Below are 16,149 nucleotides of genomic sequence, written 5' to 3' on the forward strand. Positions count from 1 at the left end.
TTCGCATTATTAAGGGCGGGTGCAAGGGAGCAGCGATTCATGTACATCTGCATCTGCAACGCGATCCGGGAAAACGAACTGCGCACCGCCGCGCGGCGCTGTCCGCGCGATGTGGACGGGGTCTACGCCTCGCTCGGCAAGCGCCCGCAGTGCGGGCAGTGCCTTGATGACGCGGCCGAAATCCTGATCGAGGAACGCGAGATGGCGCAGGAAACCGCCTACGCCGCCTGACAAAGGCCGATCGGGGCCCGACTTCGGCTCGCCCCACTCTCCTGATTTGCATTCGCAAAACCGCAGAATTCTGCCAGTTTTGTCACAAATAGCGCCCCGCATCGCTTGCGCTTGCCCGCGGCGGAAGGCATGGACGGCTCATCTTTTTCTCACAAGCGGAGCTCGACCATGAAGGGTAACCCCGAGGTCATCGAATACCTCAACAAGGCGCTCACGAACGAGCTGACCGCGATCAACCAGTACTGGCTGCACTACCGCACGCTCGATCACTGGGGCGTCAAGAAGCTGGCCGAGTACGAACGGCACGAATCCATCGACGAGATGAAGCACGCCGACATCCTGGCCGAACGGATCCTGTTCTTCGACGCGCTGCCGAACTTCCAGGCGATTCATCGGCTGAAGGTTGGGGAGACGGTGGAGGAAATCCTCAAGGCCGATCTTGCGCTGGAGATGGAAGCGATTCCCCTGCTGCGCGATGCCATCGCCCACTGCGAAACGGTGCGCGACTACGTCAGCCGCGAAATTTTCGAGCGCATCCTCGAAAGCGAGGAAGAGCATGTCGACTTCATCGAAACCCAGCTCGACCTGATTGAGCGGATGGGGCTGCCGAACTACATCCAGCTGAATTCGAAAGCGCCGGGGGAAGACAGCTAACCCGCTTTCGAAGCAGGCGGGTGCCTGCTTCCTCGCAAAACCCGCGACAAAACCACGGGCCTGGAGCGGCCGATCCGACGCCGTCGGATCGCAGCGCCGCTCCAGCGCTTGTCCGGCGCGCACCGCCGGGCTAACCGCCGTGCATGTCCGCTCCGATCACCGCTCGCTTCGCCCCGTCCCCCACGGGGCTGCTCCACGTCGGCAACATCCGCACCGCGCTGCACAACTGGATGCTGGCCAAGCGGCACGGCGGCCGGTTCCTGCTGCGGATCGACGACACCGACAAGGAACGCAGCCGGGAAGAATATGTCGAGGCGGCTCGTCTCGATCTCGCCTGGCTGGGGCTCGAACCGGACGGGGAAGAACGGCAGTCCCTCCGCCTGCCGGTTTATGAAGCGGCGTTCGATCGCCTGCGCGCCGCCGGGCGAGTCTATCCGGCGTACGAAACCGCGCAGGAGCTGGAGCTCAAGCGCAAGATCCAGCTGGGACGCGGCCTGCCGCCGATCTATGACCGCGCCGCGCTCCACCTGACCGATGCGGAACGTGCGGAAAAGGAAGCGCAAGGCATTGCCCCGCACTGGCGCTTCCGGCTCGATCACGATCAGCCGATCGAATGGATCGACGGCATTCGCGGGCCGCAGCACTTCGACCCGGCGCAGTTGTCCGATCCGGTGGTCCGCCGCGCCGATGGATCGTGGCTGTACATGCTGCCCAGCGCAGTGGACGATATCGACATGGGGGTGACGGACGTGCTGCGCGGGGAAGACCACGTGTCCAACACCGCGCTGCAGATCCAGATGTTCACCGCAATGGGCGCCGCGCCGCCGCGCTTCGCCCACGAAGCACTGCTGGTCGGTACCGAGGGCAAGCTGTCGAAGCGCCTCGGTTCCCTGAGCGTGGGGGCGCTGCGCGAACAGGGGATCGAACCGCAGGCGCTCGTCGCCCTGCTGGCAAGGCTCGGCACCTCGCAGCCGGTCGAGCCGATCGCCAACCCTGCCGCGCTGGTCGAAAGCTTCGATCTTGCGACCTTCGGCCGCGCCCCGGCCCGGTTCGACGAAGCGGACCTTGACCGGCTGAACGCCGCGATCCTCCACCAGCTGCCCTACGCCGATGTCGTCGGCCGGGTGCCGGAAGGCATGGACGAAGCGGCATGGGAAGCGATCCGCCCCAACCTCACGCGCTTGTCCGACGCCGCCGAGTGGTGGCGCGTGGTTACCGGCCCAGTCGACCAGCCGGAATTCGACGCGGAAACGAAAGCCTTTCTCGCCCAGGCCGCCACCCTTCTGAGCTGGAGCGAGGACCCGTGGCATTCGCTGACCGGGACGCTGAAGCAGGCGTCCGGCCGCAAGGGCAAGGCGCTGTTCCTGCCGCTGCGGCAGGCGCTGATCGGGCGCGATTCCGGCCCCGACATGGCCGCCCTGCTGCCCCTGATCGGCGAACGCGAAGCGCGGGCGCGGCTGGAACGCGCCGCCGGGTAGGGGGCGGCAGCGCGAACACCCCGCGCGAAGCCAGCCAGACGGAGACTCCCGCGCATGCGGCGGAACGTGTCTGCGCGCCCGCCGTTGGCACCTCATCGGACGGGAACGCCAACAGGCTAGGTCCGCCCATCCGTCGGGCCCCAGCACTCCCGACCGTCCAGGGGATGCGCCATGAAATCTGCCAACTCCGGCACCAAGCCCGCCTCCCGGCAGGGCAGGGCCGCCAAAGTCATCGCCAGCATCGAAGACGCCGAACACCTGGATGGTCCGGCCTTTGCCCTGGCCAATGCAGTGGCGCTGCCCCAGCGGATCGGAGGCACGCCCGGCCAGCGCGTGCAGAACGCACTCCACGGCACCTGGTTCGGCCACCCCATCCACCCCTCGCTGGTCGCGATCCCGATCGGCACCTGGACCCTGGCCGTCGTGCTCGACACCCTCGCCAGCGTGGGCGCGATAAAGGGAACGGCCATCGACAGGACGTCCGACATTCTGGTCAAGGCCGGAGCCGTCGGTGCGGTCGGCGCCGCTCTTACAGGCTTGTCGGACTGGCATCAGACCCATGGCCGTTCCCGCCGCGTCGGCCTGGTCCACGCCGCCGTGAACAGCACCGCCCTCGGCATTCAGGTTGCTTCCATCGTCCTCAGGAGCGGAGGACACCGGATCGCGGGCCGGCTCGCCAGCGCCGCAAGCTGGGGATTCATGTTCGCCGGCTCCTACCTCGGCGGCCATCTGGTCTACCGCTTGCGCCAAGGCGTCGATCAGGCCGACCGCAGCGTCGTCCCGCGCGGGTACCACCCGGTCCTGCCGGAAACCGACTTGCAGGAAGACCAGCCGTGCCGGGTCGAAGTCTGGGATGAGGTCGAGCGCGCCCAGATTCCCGTCGTCCTCGTGCGCCACCGCGGCCGCATCAGCGCCATGGGCGCGCGCTGTTCCCACATGGGCGGGCCGCTGGATGAAGGCTGGGTCCTGAACGGCGGCCTGATCTGCCCGTGGCACGGCTCCCGCTACGATCTTGAGAGCGGGCAGCCGCTGGATGGGCCGTCCACGTGCCCGCAGCCCCGCTACCACGTGCGCGTGCAGGACGGGATGGTGGAGATCCAGCGGGAACAGGACCCCGGCTCCACCGCCGTGACGCCGCAGGAGGCGGACGCCGCCCGGCGCGCCGAAGCAATTCCCGACAAGACCGCTTCTGCCCCGCAAGGACGCAAGGCGGACGAAGTCCTGTTCGAACATCACCAGCTCCTGCGCGGCTTGTTCCGCCGCATAGAGGCCATGCCGGCGGACGACCCCGAACGGCGCGACATCCTACGCACGCTCGCGTCCGAACTGGAGATCCACGAACATATCGAGGACCGGATCTTCTACCCCGCCGTGCAACCGGTCAGCGAGGATGTGTCGATCGCTTATGCGGAGCACCAGGCGCTGGCCGACCTGCTCGCCGCCACCCTGAAGCTGTCCACCGCCAGCCCCGCTTTCGAGGAGCACATCCGGGCCCTGCACACCGCCGTCGATCACCATGCCTCGTCGGAGGAAACCTCCATGTTCCTGGAAGCCCAGCGGCTCGGCGACCGCCGCTTGCGGGAACTTGGCCACGAACTGGAAACGACGATGGAGGAGGAGCGAACCTCCCGCTTCCAGAGCGCGTTCCGCCACCTGAAGATCAGCCTGCTGGAATCGGTCGGAAAGGCCGGATAACCCTTCGGCCCGGCGGTAGTGTTACCGCTCGCCCGCTACCTTTTTCAGGTCGGCCGCCAGATGCGCCTGCCGGAGACGGCGGCGCCGGAGCAGCCGCTTGAAATCGGGCAGGTGGTCGAAGTTCTGCAACTGGACGTGGTAGTAGTTGACGTACTCCAGCACCGCGAGCGCGGAAAAACCCAAAGCGGCCAATGCAGCGGAAGACGGGTCCAGAAAGCACAGGAAAACCGCCCAGACCAGGGATGCGATGGCCAACGCCAGCAGCGGGCGCTTCAGCCTTCTGGCGATCCGCAAGGCATGGCGCATCGGCTCCGGATTTCCGCGAACGCGGCACAGCGCCGCGTGCCAGTACAGGGCCCCCACCGCGAGCAGACAGCACGAGGCCGTAACCGCCAGCACGACCCCCGCGATCTCCCGCCCCCCGTCCGGCTCCACCATCCAGGCGGCCAGCAGCGGGAAGGAGACCGCGCAAGCGGCTTCCATTTTCCAGTAGGAGCGGAGACGGCGTTCAACCGGGCCAGCCTGCACAACCCAAACTCCCGTTTCGCGACACCCCAAGCTGGCATGATCACCCCGCGCCCGCAATGGGCCGGATTCAGACCCTCGCCTTCGAGGTCGCAAATGGGTGGAGCGGAAAGGAACGCGCTCCACCGCACTCACTTAGCCCGGCGACGCGGCGGATCCGGCAAGCAGCCCCCCGTCGATGTTGATCTCGGTGCCGGTGACATAGGTCGCTTCATCCGATGCAAGCATGACCGCAATCGCCGCAACCTCCTCCGGCATCCCGAACCGCTTCAGCGGGGTGTCGGCCACCAGCGCCTGCATCCGGACCTCCCGATCGGCCCCCGTGCCCAGCATCGGCTCCCAGATCGATGTCAGAATGGCGGCCGGGTGGATCGAGTTGCAGCGAATCTTCCACCCTTGCTGCGCGCAGTAGAGCGCAACCGTCTTGCTGTGGTTGCGGATCGCCGCCTTGGAGGAAGCATAGGCACCCGCGAGGGGAATGCCGACCAGTCCGGATCGCGACGAGATGTTGATGATCGAGCCTGTGCCGCTCTCCTTCATCGCCCGGATGGCGTAGCGACAGCCGAGGAAGGTCCCGTCAAGGTTGACCCGGTGGACTTCCCGCCAATCCGCAAGGCTGGCGTGTTCCGGATCGTGGGGCACCATGCTCTGCTCGAACCCCGTTACGCCCGCGTTGTTGACCACCACGTCCGCGGTCGGAACGCTATCGCTCAGCCGCATCCAATCGGCTTCTTTCCGCACGTCGAGCTTTTCGAAGCGGCACCCGATCGCGTCGGCGGCTGCCGCCCCCGCGCCTGCGTCCAGATCGGTGACGACCACGGTGGCGCCTTCTTCATGGAAGCGCGCGGCGATGGCGCGGCCGATGCCGCGGGCCGCGCCGGTGACGACGCACGTCTTGTTATTCAATCGCTGCATGATGTTCTCGAAACAGAGTCCTGTCGGCGGATCGCTCCGCTGGCGAGTGTCGTGCCGCCTTAGCGGTAACGCTGGATCATTTCGAAAACTCCGGGAACCCCTGCTTGTTTAGGCGAAGGCCGCAGGTTGAGCAACGCTGCACCGCCATGACCAGTAGAACTGGGTCCTCGTCATCTACCTGTCGGCAAGTACGGCTTCCCAGCAGCAGATCTCGGCTGCTTTATAAGCTGAGGAACTTCGTCCTTTCTGCAATTGCGTTGGGCGCAGCCTGCCAGAATTTTCGCCCGACTTCCCCGCGCGCGAATCACCACACCTACAATGCTTGTGATGGCGCCCTCGTTTCGCTGGGCGCACCGCCGGCGTTGGCCGCCGGGCTGCGTTTCTTGTGGAGACCACGATGAACTTGTCGCGCTACACTATCCGCACCAAACTTCTGTCGTGTCTCGGCTTGTTCGCTGTCGCCTTCCTGGCGCTCGTTGCCACCCTCAACATCACCGCGCACGCGAATGGAACGGCCTATCAGACGCTTCTGGTCGACCGGGTGCAGCCGCTCCGCGATCTCAAGACCGTGGCGGACGCCTACGCCGTCAGCATCGTCGATGCCGCGCACAAGGCGCGCAACGGTAACTTCACGATGGAGGAAGCGGCGCAGGCCGTGGCCGAAGGCAAGCAGCTGATTGCCCAGCGGTGGGGTGCCTACCGCGAAACCTCCATCACCGGACGTGAAGAGGAACTCGCCCGCACCGCCGAGGCGCGCATGGACAAAGCCGATGCCGAAGTGGAAGTGCTGCAGGACATCCTGCGCCGCGGCGACCGGGACGCTCTCGACCAGTTCGTCGTCCAGCGCCTTTATCCGGCGATCGATCCGATTTCCGAAACGATGAGCCTGCTCGTGGAAGAGCAGATCACGATTGCCGAGCAAGTCACCGGCGATGCCAGCGCCAGCAACAGCCTTGCCGGAACGATCGCCATTCTGATCGGGCTGGCGGTGCTCGCCGTGTGGGTCTTCGCGCTCAACGTTTCGCGCAAGAGCATCATCCAGCCCATCGCGTCGCTTGCGGATACGATGGAAGCTCTGGCGGCCCGGAAAGACGCTTCGATCCCCTACACCGAGCAAAGCGACGAAATCGGCCGGATGGCCCGCTCCTGCGACGTGTTCCGGAAGGCGGCCGTGGACCGGGCGCTGGCCGAAGAGGAAAACGCGCGCACCCAGCAGCACGTCACAAGCGCGCTGCGCTCTGCGATAGCCGCCATCTCCGCGGGCGATCTGACGCAGGATCTCAAGGAAGATTTCCCCGCGGAATACGAGGAAGTCCGTCACGATTTCAACGAAGCGCTCACCAACCTTCGCGCGCTGATCGGCACGGTCATGGCCAGCGCCGCGACGATCCGCACCGGTTCCGACGAAATCGCCCACGCGTCCGAGGATCTGGCGCGCCGGACCGAGGCGAATGCGGCGAGCCTGGAGGAAACCTCCGCCGCCATCGCGCAAATGGACGAGCGGCTCGGCGCAAGCGCGAAGGCAGCGGGACGGACCGTCGAACGCGCCGATGGAGCGATCGCCACCGTCAGCGGCGGACGCACGATCGCCGACGAAGCCGTGCTGGCGATGACTCGCGTTTCCGAGAGTGCAAAAGGCATCGACGACGTGATCGAGGGCCTCGACAAGATCGCCTTCCAGACGCGCGTGCTGGCCATGAACGCGGCGGTCGAGGCAGGGCGCGCAGGCGAAGCGGGCCGCGGCTTCGCGGTCGTCGCCGACCTCGTCTCCGCCCTTGCGATACGGGCCGAGGAAGAAGCCGGCCGGGCTCGCGACCAGCTGACGGCGACGCAGGCGGAGGTCGGAACCGCTGTCGAGAGGGTACAGAAGGTCGACGCGGCGCTGGCCGACATCGCCAGCGACGTGGGCGAGGTGCACGCGCTGCTTGGCCAGATGGCTGCCGACAATCAGGCGCAGGCTACCGCCATCACGCAGATTTCCGCCGCGGTCGGCAGCATGGATCGGTCCACGCAGCAGAACGCCGCCATGGTCGAGGAGACGTCGGCCGCCGCGCGCAACTTGTCGGGCGAGGTGGAGGCGCTGAGCGACCATGCCTCGCAATTCAAGGTCGGCGATGCCGATCGCTTCGGGAACGCAAAAGGTATCCGGCTTGCACCGGTGTCCTCGGCCAAACCGGCGCTGGTCGGCAGGTCGGCAGCGTAATTCGCCGCGGTCCTAGGCGGAAGGAGCGCTGAACGCGCGGCAGGCTCGGCTGGCAGCGGCGGATCGTGGATTGCCCCTTCGGGAGTGCCGGGGTGGGCAATGCCCACCCCGCGCGTCTCACAAACCGTCGAGACCCTTGCTGACCAGGATGTTCACCGCCACGCGGCGGTTCTGTGCCTTGCCCTCGGGGGTGCTGTTGTCCGCCAGCGGGTCGGCTTCGGCCATCCCGGTGGGAGTCAGCATGCGATAGGGCTTCCAGCCGCAAGCCTGCTGGAGATGATTGACCACGCGGCCGGCCCGCTTCTCGCTCAGCTCCTGGTTGTACTCCAGGCTTCCGGTGGAATCGGTGTACCCGACGACCAGCAGCAGCGCGTTATCCATCGCCTCGGCCTGGCTTGCAGCGGTGCAGAGTTCGTTTCGTGCCTGCGGGGACAGCACCGCCTTGCCAACGTCGAAGTTCACGTTCGTGGTGCTCTTCACGTTGTACTTGTCGATATCGCCCATGCGGCCGCGCAGCGCCTCTGTGGCCGCGGCGTTCTGATCGATGGCGGCACCGTGTTCGGCAAAGCGCTGGTCGGTGCCGTTGTGGATCATCGAGGCGGTCTTGAGATCCTTGTTCTTGAGCTCGATCTCGCTCGCCACCAGGCCGCCGCTCCACTGCATCGTCTCGACGTCGACCGGCAGGCCGTTGAGCAGCGAAGTCGCCGCAAGCCTGCTGCTGTTGAGGCCCAGGAACCCTCCGCTGGCCTTGATCTTCGTGTCATCGGTGATCGTGATGATCGAGCGGGTGCCGTCGGCGCTCGTGACCTGCATCCTGCTTCCGCTGCGCGCGGAGATGATGCCTTCGATTTCCGGCCCTTCGGTCATCTCGGCCGGGTCGGGCGCGGTCGGTCCATAGACGGTCGTCAGGATTTCGCCTTCGGACCCGTTCTGCGCCTGGGCAGCCACGCTGCCCGATGCCGGCACCGCCAGCATGGCAAGCAGGAACAGGGTGCCCGGTTTCTTGGAAACGATACTCATTGCGCTACTCCCTTAAATTGCGCCAGCCGACCCTGTGTTCGCGGCCTTCGGCCGCCCCCTGTGTGCGTGTCGGCTGTCGGGACTTTCTTCGTCCCGCCTTGTGAAAAACCTGCGGCAGGTACTCTGCACCTGCACGCAACGCTGGGTGTTCACGCCGCCCTTGCTGCCACGTGAACACCGGGAGCAGGACCATCGCCTGTGCCGATGGCTGGAGCGCCTTGTGCGATGAGCCGATGCAGGTTTCGCCGCGAGACCGTGCCGCCTACGTTGGAAGACTCGGCGGGAGGGAAGGGGAAGAGTGCCTCGCCGGGCAGCCTGTATTTCGAACGGCGCGGAGCAGCCGGCAAGGTCGGACCTCTGTCTCCATTTGGGAAACGATCGCACAGCCACGGCTTCACGCGTGCCTTCGGCGAGGTCCTATTGACTGTGGCTCGCCGGGAGGGGCGCGAAAAACGGACATCGCCGTTTCCTACACCCCCACCCGTCTGTCACGCCGACGCGGTTCTTTCCCATCGTCGTGCATCCGCCGCACAGGAAGGCCCCGCGCAGGCCTCTCACGAGCGCAACAATCTGTCCCGGCAGGGAAAGAACATTTTATTTTCTCGCGGGCGCCCGCGGTGTCGCTCTCGTCTGTGAAACCCGCAGGAATCTGCCGCAAAGCACCCCGAAAAACGGGTGACACCCGGTTGTAGGACGTGTCAGGTGTGTCAACCTGACGGCTGGCGCCTACGACTTGGCGTGCTGCTCCAGCTCGTTGCCGGACAGGGTCACCACGTGCAGCAGGTTGGTCGCGCCGGGCGCGCCGAACGGAACGCCTGCCACCATCACCAGCTTGCTCCCCGGACCGCCATAGCCGTGGCGCAGCGCCATGCGCTTGCCCTTCGCGATCATCTCCTCGAAGCTGCCGATGTCGCGGGTCGGCACCGGGTGCGCGCCCCACAACAGCGCCACGCGCCGGGCGGTGCTGATCGTCGGGGTCAGGACCATCACGGGCACGGCAGGCCGTTCCCGCGTCACCCGCCGCGCGGTCGATCCGCTGGAGGTGAAGACCACGATCGCCTCGATCGGGACCGTGTCGGCAATCGTCATGCAGGAATGGGCCAGCGCATCGGCGGTGGTCGCATCGGGCTTGGTGCCCACCAGCCGCACGCGCATGCGGTACGCCTCGTCCCGCTCGATCTGGCGGGCGATGCGGGCCATCATGTCCACCGCTTCTTCCGGCCACTGACCGGCGGCGGTCTCGGCCGAAAGCATCACCGCGTCGCACCCGTCGTACACCGCGTTGGCGACGTCGGACACTTCGGCCCGGGTCGGGGCAGGGCTCTCGATCATCGATTCGAGCATCTGCGTCGCCACGATCACCGGCTTGCCGGCCAGCCGCGCCGCGTTGACGATCTTCTTCTGCAGCGGCGGCACTTCTTCCGGGTTCAGCTCGACGCCCAGATCGCCGCGGGCAACCATCACCCCGTCGGACAAGTCGATGATCTCATCCAGCCGGTTGACGGCCTGCGGTTTCTCGATCTTGGCGCACAGCGCCCCGCGCCCGCCCATCAGGCGCCGTGCCTCGATCAGGTCTTCCGGACGCTGGACGAAGGACAAGCCGATCCAGTCGGCCCCGTGCTGGATCGCGAAGGCGAGATCCCGCCGGTCCTTCTCGGTCAGGGCCGGGATCGGCACTTCGGTATCGGGCACGTTCACGCCCTTGCGGTCGGAGATCACGCCGCCGACTTCGGCGATGGTCTCGATCCTTTCGGAAGTGGCCTTGCGCACCCGAAGGCGGATCTTGCCGTCGTTGATCAGCAGGAGCCGGCCTTTTTCCAGCACCTCGAACAATTCGGGATGCGGCAGCTCCACTCGCTCGCCGTTGCCCGGGGTGGGATCGCGGTCGAAGGCGAAAGGCTGTCCGTGGGCGATCACGGCCTTGCCCTCGGCGAAGGAGCCGACGCGCAGCTTCGGGCCCTGCAAGTCGGCCAGAATCGCGATCGGCCGGTTGAACTCCTTCTCCAGCGCCCGAATCGCGTGGATCGAGCCCAGATGATCGGCGTGTTCCCCATGGCTCAGGTTGAGCCGGAACGCGTCGGCCCCCGCCTTCAGCAGGCGGCGGAGCATTTCGGGATCCCGGCTTGCCGGACCCAGGGTGGCGAGAATCTTGACCTTGCGGCCGCGCGGTTGAAGTTTTGCCATGGCGGCAGGCCTATGGCAGAGCGGGGCGACAGGCAAGATCACAGGGAAAGGAACCTATATGTCCGACCAGACCGATCCGCTCGACCAGCTGCCCGACGACGTCGCCGCCGCGGCGTTTCGCCGCCTCGTCCGCCACTTGCGCCACCGGCACGATGCGCAGAACATCGACCTGATGGGACTTTCCGGGTTCTGCCGCAATTGCCTCGCCGACTGGATCCGGGAAGGCGGCTACTCCGGCGACAAGGCCGAAGCGCGCGAGCTGATCCACGGAATGCCGATGGATGAATGGAAGGCCAGGCACCAGAGCGAGGCGACGGCCGAACAGCTCGCGCTGATGGAAGCGAGCGTCAAGCGGAACCAGGGTATCTAGGGAAAAATCCTGCCCTCGCTTCACCCGACTCGTTCGGGGCGCTATCAGCCCGCCCGAATCTGAAAAACCCCGAACCTGAACCCCCGAACCTAAACCGGAGTGAATGACGATGGCCGAAGCCACCGATGACCGCCTGCGCCTTCTGATCGAGCGGGTCGAGCGCCTTGAAGAAGAGAAGAAGGGCATCGCCGACGATATCCGCGATGTCTACGCCGAGGCGAAGGCGGTCGGCTACGACGTCAAGATCATGCGCCAGATTGTACGCCTGCGGAAGATGAAGCCCGACGACCGGCGCGAAATGGAAACCATTCTCGACACGTACAAGGCAGCGCTCGGCCTCGGCTGACGCCTGCGACCGCTGGCAGGGCAGCGCTCGGCCTCGGCTGAGGCACGCTTTCGCCGGAATGAGCAGCACGGGCGGCAGAACGCGGAACGCCCGTGCCTTCCGGTCCATTGGAACTCGCAAACCCTGTTCACGCGAGGATCCCTGCCATGCCCGATGCCACCCGCACGCCCGATGTCGATGCCGCCCACATAGAGCCGATCCACCAGGACGGCCTGCCGGGGCACGAATCGCAGCTTGAGCCGAAGCCCGACTGGCAGCCCCGCTATCCCGGGTCCGGCCGCTTGAAGGGCAAGGTCGCCCTGATCACCGGCGGTGACAGCGGCATTGGCCGCGCCACCGCCGTGCTGTTCGCCCGCGAAGGCGCCAAGGTCGCGATCGCCTATCTTTGCGAACACGACGACGCGAAGAAGACGGAACGGATCTGCCGGGAAGAAGGGGCCGAAACGCTCGCCATCCCTGGCGATCTCGGCGATCCGGACCACGCAAGGGAGGTGGTCCGGCAGGTGATCGACGAGTGGGGGCAACTGGACGTGCTGGTCAACAACGCGGGTGAGCAGCACGCGGCCAGGGACGTGACGGACATTGCCCCGGAACAGCTGCAGCGCACCTTCCAGACCAACATCTTCGCGATGTTCTACCTCGTCCAGGCCGCTCGCCCGCACCTGAAGAAGGGTGCGGCGATCATCAACACCACCAGCATCACGATGTATCAGGGCTCGCCCGAATTGCTCGACTACAGCGCGACCAAGGGCGCGATCACGGCGTTCACACGGTCGCTCAACGACAACCTGATCGGGGACGGGATTCGCGTAAATGCAGTCGCGCCGGGACCGATCTGGACGCCGCTGAACCCGATGGGCGGCGCTCCGAAGGAAAAGATTGCGAAGTTCGGGGAAAGCACCCCAATGGGCCGGCCGGGCCAGCCGAACGAAGTTGCCCCGTGCTACCTCTTTCTTGCCTGCGAGGATTCGTCCTATATGTCGGGCCAGGTGCTGCATCCGAATGGAGGAACGGTCGTCGGTGGCTAGTCCATGGGGAAAACCGGAAGCGGGGATGATCGTCTCCACCACTTCGTCGATCGAGGGACGCCCGGCGCGCGAATATCTCGGCGTCGTCACCGGGGAGGTGATCGTTGGGGCGAACGTGTTTCGGGACTTGTTCGCCTCGATCACGGATCTCGTCGGCGGCCGCTCCGGCAAGTACGAGGAAGTTCTCGCCCGGGCGCGCAAGGAAGCCCTGGCAGAAATGCAGGAACAGGCACGGCAGCTTGGCGGCAACGCCGTGATCGGCGTGGATATCGACTACGAAGTGCTGGGCAGCAACGGATCCATGCTGATGGTCAGCGTGTCCGGAACGGCCGTGGTGATCTAGCCGGAGCCATCCAGCCGGGGTCATCTAGCGGGTCGGGCTGGATTGCCCCTGGCGCCGTGCTTCGCTAGAGGCGCGAGGGTAAGGGATTTCCGCTTCCGGAATCCACTGAAAAGCACCACTTTCTGGGGTTGAAATGGCCGGCCATTCCAAATTCAAGAATATCATGCATCGCAAGGGCGCGCAGGACAAGAAGCGCTCGGCGATGTTCTCCAAGCTGTCTCGTGAGATCACTGTCGCCGCGAAGATGGGTACGCCCGATCCGGACATGAACCCGCGCCTGCGGCTCGCCGTGAACGCGGCCAAGGCGCAGTCGATGCCGAAGGACAACATCCAGCGCGCGATCGACAAGGCGAGCGGCGGGGACGCCGAGGATTACGAGGAAATCCGCTACGAAGGCTACGGCCCCGGCGGCGTGGCCCTGATCGTCGAGGCGCTGACCGACAACCGCAACCGCACCGCGACCAATGTGCGCACGGCGTTTTCCAAGAACGGCGGCAATCTCGGCGCGAGCGGCGCGGTGAGCCACGGGTTCGAGCGCAAGGGACTGATCGAATACCCGGCCAGCGCCGGCAGCGAGGAGAAAGTCCTCGAAGCCGCGATCGAGGCCGGGGCCGACGACGTCGAGTCGACTTCGGACGGACACACGATCTGGACGGAGATGGACAGCTTGCACGAAGTCGCTTCAGCGCTGGAAAAGGCGCTGGGCGAAGCGGAAAGCGTCAAGCTCGCGTGGAAGCCCAACCTCACGGTCGACGTTGCGGAAGGCGATGTGGAAACGCTGTTCAAGCTGATCGACGCGCTTGACGATGACGATGACGTCCAGACCGTCTGGGGCAATTACGAAGTGTCGGATGCGGTGATGGAGAAGCTGGGGTGAGGAACTGGAAAGGATGGGCGGCGGCCGGGCTGGCGCTCATCCTGCTCTGGTGGCTGCTTTCTGGCGGATTCTTCATCCATGGCCGCTGAGTGCTGATCCTCGGGCTTGATCCTTCGCTGACCTGTACCGGATGGGGCGTGGTCCGCAGCGAAGGGCCGCGCCTCTCGCATGTGGCGAATGGGCAGATCAAAACGGACGGCAAGGCTCCGCTGCCTGACCGGCTGCACCATCTGCACGATGCGATCTTCGCGGTAATCCAGGCGTACCAGCCGGACAGGGCCGCGGTCGAGGAAGTGTTCGTCAACAAGAACCCGCAATCGACCTTGAAGCTCGCCCATGCCCGTGGCGCGGTCCTGGCCGCGTGCGGGCGGGCAAGCGTGCCGGTGGCCGAACATGCCACCCGGCTGGTGAAAAAGGCTGTTGTCGGCACCGGCGCTGCCGAAAAGCAGCAGGTTCAGGCCATGCTGAAGGTGCTGCTTCCAATGGCCAAGGTCGACGGAGCCGATGCCGCCGACGCACTCGCCGTCGCGATTGCCGATGCGCATCTCGGCTTCCTGCGCTGATGTTCCTCGCCGTGTTCCGCAACCGGAAGCGCGCAGACATCGACCAATGCGCCTATGAGGTCGAGGCTGCGCGGATGGAGGAACTCGCGCGTGACCAGCCGGGCTACCTCTCCTTCAAGAGCTACACCGCCGACGATGGCGAGGTGATCGCCGTGTCGGAGTGGGAGGATGAAGACGCCGCACTCGCGTGGCGCCGCATTGCCGAACACCGGGCCGCCCAGCAGCGCGGACGGGATGCCTACTACGAATCCTACACTGTCTTCGCCTGCAAGGACCCTCGCATCCATCGCTTTGAGCGGGGGAAGGAATAGCCGCTTTCGCTAGTCGCGCGCGTCTTCGCAGGCTTCCGCCGCGTCGAGGATCGGAATGGCGATTTGCGCGACCGGCCCGACCGATCCCTCCATCGTGTATCCGCTCTTATCGGCTCGAAGGTGGATCGTGTAGGAAGAATGGGTGACGTGCGGGCGGGGTGCTGGCAAGTCCCCGTCGGTGCCCACTGTGGCCAGGTCTATCGTGGCATCGAGAGACTGTCCTTCCAGCGCCTAAATGGCTTCTTCCATCTGCGGGCATTCGGTGGAATCGACCCGCACGATGACCGCGTTCTCGGCCAGCATGGCTTGCGGGGATGGTGCCGCGGCAAACATGCTTTCCAGGTCCGCTCCCCACCACTCCGTGTCAGGACCAAGGCCGATTGCGCGAAAATGACGGGTGAGCGCGGGGGCATCGAAATGGGTCCGCGTCCACTCCGCGACCGGATTGGGCGGACGTCCGCCCGACGCGGGCGACGGCACATGGGCATAGCGAAGGACGTGACGGCAGCTCCCGGGAACAGGCGTGTATCCGTTCGGCGTGGAGGGCTTGCAGTAACCCCGAAGATCCCCTGTCAGGAAGTGGCCGAAGTCGCTGTGCCGGGTGAAGCGCATCAGCAGGTCGAAGCGCTTCAAGCCTTCGAGTTGGTCCGGTTGCCGGAGCAGGGCCTCAGTCACCGGCCCTTTCTGCCGTTCAACCCAGTATCGCCAGAGCTGGTAGGGCGTGCGCATGTCGTACCCGTCCACCGGCTGGCTCAATTCAGCAGGTGGTATCGCCGGAGGCGGTAGGGTAGCCAAGGCGGCTGCCGACCATGATACCACGATGACGGCGGCAAAGGCGGCCCGCTTTCTGGAAGATCCGAGTGCCATCCCTGCAAGTCTGCCCCAGTTCCCGGTAGTCGGCAAGCGGCCAGGCCTACGCCCCTGCCGGACGCACCGCCGCAGGAGAGCGGGTTGACGATGAGCATCATTCCGCACGGTATTTCCAACTGTGACCGAGTCCGGAGGGTCCTAAACTGAAAAAGGAGAACTTTCAGGTCAGAGAGGCAGCTTTCAGGCAGCGCTGCCGGATTGAGGAATGTCACGGAATGGGTGGGAAGCGGACAGGCAGCTTCCGGAAGGGCAGGTCTCGATAGCTGCCGTCCCAAAACGATTGTATTCGGGAAACTGCGGGGTTCGTGCCAGCGCTGCCGAAAATCTTAGCTTCATCAGCGCTGCGCCGGGAGTTCATGCAGCCTTGTGGATCTATTCCGGTGCACCGCGCATCGTCTACGCTTCCCTGCGAACGGAAATCTGAAGCGGACCAGCTGCCTCGGCAGGACGCATCATCCTTGACAGTATGTTACAACGTATCATTAATGGCCTGGATTGAGGAGAGCGAAGACGTTGACCCTGACTTACATCAAGCG

The 16,149-nt window shown here is 65.4% G+C and carries 18 protein-coding genes; 12 read left to right on the forward strand and 6 right to left on the reverse strand.

Annotated elements, in window-relative coordinates; genetic code table 11:
* The first annotated feature begins 39 nt into the window (after positions 1–39).
* The 4 genes from ELY13_RS06105 (at position 40) to ELY13_RS06120 (ending at position 4,058) form a co-directional block, all read left to right on the forward strand.
* Positions 40–231, forward strand: coding sequence for a (2Fe-2S)-binding protein (locus tag ELY13_RS06105; RefSeq protein WP_126173003.1), 192 nt, complete (start codon positions 40–42; stop codon positions 229–231).
* A gap of 168 nt (positions 232–399) precedes the next feature.
* Positions 400–885 (forward strand): bacterioferritin, encoded by a 486-nt coding sequence (bfr, locus tag ELY13_RS06110; RefSeq protein WP_126173004.1) that lies wholly within the window; start codon positions 400–402, stop codon positions 883–885.
* A gap of 143 nt (positions 886–1,028) precedes the next feature.
* On the forward strand, positions 1,029–2,363 hold the full coding sequence (gltX, locus tag ELY13_RS06115) for a glutamate--tRNA ligase (protein ID WP_126173005.1): 1,335 nt from the start codon (positions 1,029–1,031) through the stop codon (positions 2,361–2,363).
* 171 nt (positions 2,364–2,534) lie between these two features.
* Positions 2,535–4,058, forward strand: coding sequence for a Rieske 2Fe-2S domain-containing protein (locus tag ELY13_RS06120; RefSeq protein ID WP_126173006.1), 1,524 nt, complete (start codon positions 2,535–2,537; stop codon positions 4,056–4,058).
* A 21-nt stretch (positions 4,059–4,079) separates the two neighbouring features.
* On the opposite strand, the gene ELY13_RS06125 is transcribed toward ELY13_RS06120, so the two are convergent.
* Together ELY13_RS06125 and ELY13_RS06130 are read right to left on the reverse strand one after the other, a co-directional pair.
* Positions 4,080–4,541, reverse strand: a complete 462-nt coding sequence (locus ELY13_RS06125; protein WP_126173007.1) for a multidrug transporter — start codon at positions 4,539–4,541, stop codon at positions 4,080–4,082.
* A 177-nt stretch (positions 4,542–4,718) separates the two neighbouring features.
* Positions 4,719–5,498 carry an SDR family oxidoreductase gene (locus tag ELY13_RS06130; protein ID WP_126173008.1) on the reverse strand — a complete coding sequence of 260 codons (780 nt, stop codon included), beginning with the start codon at positions 5,496–5,498 and terminating at the stop codon, positions 4,719–4,721.
* Positions 5,499–5,895: 397 nt separating this feature from the next.
* On the opposite strand from ELY13_RS06130, the gene ELY13_RS06135 reads away from it, so the two are divergent.
* Positions 5,896–7,701 carry a methyl-accepting chemotaxis protein gene (locus ELY13_RS06135; RefSeq protein WP_126173009.1) on the forward strand — a complete coding sequence of 602 codons (1,806 nt, stop codon included), beginning with the start codon at positions 5,896–5,898 and terminating at the stop codon, positions 7,699–7,701.
* A gap of 117 nt (positions 7,702–7,818) precedes the next feature.
* On the opposite strand, the gene ELY13_RS06140 is transcribed toward ELY13_RS06135, so the two are convergent.
* Both ELY13_RS06140 and pyk read right to left on the reverse strand, forming a co-directional pair.
* The gene (locus tag ELY13_RS06140; protein ID WP_126173010.1) at positions 7,819–8,721 is read right to left on the reverse strand and encodes an OmpA family protein; all 903 of its coding nucleotides are present in this window, start codon (positions 8,719–8,721) and stop codon (positions 7,819–7,821) included.
* Positions 8,722–9,447: 726 nt separating this feature from the next.
* On the reverse strand, positions 9,448–10,905 hold the full coding sequence (gene pyk, locus ELY13_RS06145) for a pyruvate kinase (protein ID WP_126173011.1): 1,458 nt from the start codon (positions 10,903–10,905) through the stop codon (positions 9,448–9,450).
* Positions 10,906–10,963: 58 nt separating this feature from the next.
* Between pyk and ELY13_RS06150 the strand changes: the two genes are divergently transcribed.
* The 7 genes from ELY13_RS06150 (at position 10,964) to ELY13_RS06180 (ending at position 14,743) form a co-directional block, all read left to right on the forward strand.
* Positions 10,964–11,275 (forward strand): DUF1244 domain-containing protein, encoded by a 312-nt coding sequence (locus tag ELY13_RS06150; protein ID WP_126173012.1) that lies wholly within the window; start codon positions 10,964–10,966, stop codon positions 11,273–11,275.
* Between the two features lie 109 nt (positions 11,276–11,384).
* Positions 11,385–11,621 (forward strand): DUF2312 domain-containing protein, encoded by a 237-nt coding sequence (locus tag ELY13_RS06155; RefSeq protein WP_126173013.1) that lies wholly within the window; start codon positions 11,385–11,387, stop codon positions 11,619–11,621.
* A 146-nt stretch (positions 11,622–11,767) separates the two neighbouring features.
* Positions 11,768–12,649 carry an SDR family oxidoreductase gene (locus tag ELY13_RS06160; protein ID WP_126173014.1) on the forward strand — a complete coding sequence of 294 codons (882 nt, stop codon included), beginning with the start codon at positions 11,768–11,770 and terminating at the stop codon, positions 12,647–12,649.
* Positions 12,650–12,674: 25 nt separating this feature from the next.
* Positions 12,675–12,992 carry a heavy metal-binding domain-containing protein gene (locus ELY13_RS06165; RefSeq protein ID WP_126173185.1) on the forward strand — a complete coding sequence of 106 codons (318 nt, stop codon included), beginning with the start codon at positions 12,675–12,677 and terminating at the stop codon, positions 12,990–12,992.
* Positions 12,993–13,125: 133 nt separating this feature from the next.
* Positions 13,126–13,869, forward strand: a complete 744-nt coding sequence (locus ELY13_RS06170) for a YebC/PmpR family DNA-binding transcriptional regulator (protein ID WP_126173015.1) — start codon at positions 13,126–13,128, stop codon at positions 13,867–13,869.
* Between the two features lie 89 nt (positions 13,870–13,958).
* The gene (ruvC, locus tag ELY13_RS06175) at positions 13,959–14,432 is read left to right on the forward strand and encodes a crossover junction endodeoxyribonuclease RuvC (RefSeq protein ID WP_126173016.1); all 474 of its coding nucleotides are present in this window, start codon (positions 13,959–13,961) and stop codon (positions 14,430–14,432) included.
* On the forward strand, positions 14,432–14,743 hold the full coding sequence (locus ELY13_RS06180; protein ID WP_126173017.1) for an antibiotic biosynthesis monooxygenase family protein: 312 nt from the start codon (positions 14,432–14,434) through the stop codon (positions 14,741–14,743). The genes ruvC and ELY13_RS06180 overlap by 1 nt, the downstream gene beginning before the upstream one ends.
* Before the next feature lie 9 nt (positions 14,744–14,752).
* Here the strand turns inward: ELY13_RS06180 and ELY13_RS14970 are convergent, their stop codons facing one another.
* The gene (locus ELY13_RS14970) at positions 14,753–14,911 is read right to left on the reverse strand and encodes a hypothetical protein (RefSeq protein ID WP_164549711.1); all 159 of its coding nucleotides are present in this window, start codon (positions 14,909–14,911) and stop codon (positions 14,753–14,755) included.
* A gap of 63 nt (positions 14,912–14,974) precedes the next feature.
* Positions 14,975–15,610 carry a hypothetical protein gene (locus ELY13_RS06185; protein ID WP_126173018.1) on the reverse strand — a complete coding sequence of 212 codons (636 nt, stop codon included), beginning with the start codon at positions 15,608–15,610 and terminating at the stop codon, positions 14,975–14,977.
* Between the last annotated feature and the right edge of the window lie 539 nt (positions 15,611–16,149).

Source organism: Altericroceibacterium xinjiangense (assembly GCF_003958635.1).
Lineage (GTDB): Bacteria > Pseudomonadota > Alphaproteobacteria > Sphingomonadales > Sphingomonadaceae > Altericroceibacterium_A > Altericroceibacterium_A xinjiangense.

Bases quoted from the DNA above. Each gene is read 5' to 3' on its own strand.
- ELY13_RS06165 (WP_126173185.1), top strand. From the start codon at position 12,675: ATGATCGTCTCCACCACTTCGTCGATCGAGGGACGCCCGGCGCGCGAA.
- ELY13_RS06150 (WP_126173012.1), top strand. From the start codon at position 10,964: ATGTCCGACCAGACCGATCCGCTCGACCAGCTGCCCGACGACGTCGCC.
- ELY13_RS06160 (WP_126173014.1), top strand. From the start codon at position 11,768: ATGCCCGATGCCACCCGCACGCCCGATGTCGATGCCGCCCACATAGAG.
- gltX (WP_126173005.1), top strand. From the start codon at position 1,029: ATGTCCGCTCCGATCACCGCTCGCTTCGCCCCGTCCCCCACGGGGCTG.
- ELY13_RS06155 (WP_126173013.1), top strand. From the start codon at position 11,385: ATGGCCGAAGCCACCGATGACCGCCTGCGCCTTCTGATCGAGCGGGTC.
- ELY13_RS06180 (WP_126173017.1), top strand. From the start codon at position 14,432: ATGTTCCTCGCCGTGTTCCGCAACCGGAAGCGCGCAGACATCGACCAA.
- bfr (WP_126173004.1), top strand. From the start codon at position 400: ATGAAGGGTAACCCCGAGGTCATCGAATACCTCAACAAGGCGCTCACG.
- ELY13_RS06185 (WP_126173018.1), bottom strand. From the start codon at position 15,610: ATGGCACTCGGATCTTCCAGAAAGCGGGCCGCCTTTGCCGCCGTCATC.
- pyk (WP_126173011.1), bottom strand. From the start codon at position 10,905: ATGGCAAAACTTCAACCGCGCGGCCGCAAGGTCAAGATTCTCGCCACC.
- ELY13_RS06120 (WP_126173006.1), top strand. From the start codon at position 2,535: ATGAAATCTGCCAACTCCGGCACCAAGCCCGCCTCCCGGCAGGGCAGG.
- ELY13_RS06125 (WP_126173007.1), bottom strand. From the start codon at position 4,541: ATGGAAGCCGCTTGCGCGGTCTCCTTCCCGCTGCTGGCCGCCTGGATG.
- ELY13_RS06130 (WP_126173008.1), bottom strand. From the start codon at position 5,498: ATGCAGCGATTGAATAACAAGACGTGCGTCGTCACCGGCGCGGCCCGC.
- ELY13_RS06140 (WP_126173010.1), bottom strand. From the start codon at position 8,721: ATGAGTATCGTTTCCAAGAAACCGGGCACCCTGTTCCTGCTTGCCATG.
- ELY13_RS06135 (WP_126173009.1), top strand. From the start codon at position 5,896: ATGAACTTGTCGCGCTACACTATCCGCACCAAACTTCTGTCGTGTCTC.
- ELY13_RS06105 (WP_126173003.1), top strand. From the start codon at position 40: ATGTACATCTGCATCTGCAACGCGATCCGGGAAAACGAACTGCGCACC.
- ELY13_RS06170 (WP_126173015.1), top strand. From the start codon at position 13,126: ATGGCCGGCCATTCCAAATTCAAGAATATCATGCATCGCAAGGGCGCG.